Raw genomic sequence first — 1,228 nt, 5'->3', positions numbered from 1 at the left:
TAAGATTAAATCTCAACTATTACAATTGACCGAGTATACTTAAGCTTTTGCTGTTTTGGTTTTAACAATAGGAATATGTCTCTCTTTAATTCTAGCCGACTTACCGCTTCTTTGTCTTAAATAGTAGAGTTTAGCACGACGAACTGCCCCGTATTTTACTACATCAATAGAGTGTACTATCGGCGAGTAAGTCATAAAGCGTCTTTCGACACCTTCACCATGGCTAATTTTACGTACTAAGAAAGATGAAGTAATACCGCGATTTCTTTTTGCGATAACTACACCTTCATAAGCTTGAAATCTTTCCGTTAATTTTTCCTTACCGTCTTTCTCAATCGATCTATCAATAATTTTAACAGTTACCTTAACTGTATCACCGGCTTCAAAATCAGGAATTTTTTTATTTGCAGTAAGCTTTGAAATATTTTCCTGTTCAAAGTGGTCAATAATATTCATTTTTTAACTCCTTAACTCTATAAATCTTTAAGTAACTCCGGACGGCGTAATTTAGTAATCATACGTGATTGCTCTTTTTTCCACTCATTAATTAGCCTGTGGTTACCGGATAATAAAACACTCGGTACAGCACGATCACGCCAAATTTCAGGTCTTGTATATAGACCGCATTCAAGCCCGCCCTTAAATTCCCCGTCTTCTTCAAAAGACTCGGAAGATAAGGTATTTTGGTTCATTAAAACACCTGGCAGTAGTCTAATTAAGCAATCGAGAATGGTAAGGGTAGGTATCTCTCCGCCGGATAAAATGTAGTCGCCTACACTAGTTTCTTTAACATTATACTCTTCAATTACACGTTCGTCAATCCCTTCGTAACGTCCACATAAGAATATAAGGTTTTTATTTTTTAACATCTCCTTAGCAAAGCTTTGAGTAAAGATTCTACCGCGAGGTGAAGGATAGTAAATTTCAGCATTAGGATTTAAAGCAAGGGCATGATCTATACTACTGCCTAAAACATCAGGACGCATTATAAGCCCGTCACCACCGCCGTAAGCTTCATCATCGACATTTTTATGCTTAGTTAGACCGAAATCCCGAATATTAATAACATAATATGACCAAATATTTTTTTTCAGAGCCTGCCCTGCTAAAGAATGTCCTAGAGTCCCAGGGAACATTTCAGGAAAAACGGTTAAGATTGTAGCGTGAAGTATAGACATACGTTTATGCAGAAGTCAAGATTTAATCTTACAGACATTATAAAAATTAT

General features: G+C 36.2%; 2 protein-coding genes. Both read right to left on the bottom strand.

The window, feature by feature from the left end; genetic code table 11:
- Positions 1–39: 39 nt before the first annotated feature.
- Positions 40–456 (bottom strand): 50S ribosomal protein L19, encoded by a 417-nt coding sequence (rplS, locus tag KYQ89_RS03780; protein ID WP_218460476.1) that lies wholly within the window; start codon positions 454–456, stop codon positions 40–42.
- Between the two features lie 17 nt (positions 457–473).
- Positions 474–1,178, bottom strand: coding sequence for a tRNA (guanosine(37)-N1)-methyltransferase TrmD (gene trmD, locus KYQ89_RS03775; protein WP_218460475.1), 705 nt, complete (start codon positions 1,176–1,178; stop codon positions 474–476).
- Positions 1,179–1,228 lie beyond the last annotated feature (50 nt).

The organism is Rickettsia sp. TH2014 (assembly GCF_019249195.1).
Classification (GTDB): Bacteria; Pseudomonadota; Alphaproteobacteria; order Rickettsiales; family Rickettsiaceae; genus Rickettsia; species Rickettsia felis.
The sequence above is the reverse complement of the archived record's forward strand: the minus strand, read 5'-3'. Positions and strand labels throughout refer to the sequence as shown.

What these genes read in the sequence shown, in the direction of transcription:
- rplS (WP_218460476.1), bottom strand. Translation starts at nt 456, where the DNA reads ATGAATATTATTGACCACTTTGAACAGGAAAATATTTCAAAGCTTACT.
- trmD (WP_218460475.1), bottom strand. Translation starts at nt 1,178, where the DNA reads ATGTCTATACTTCACGCTACAATCTTAACCGTTTTTCCTGAAATGTTC.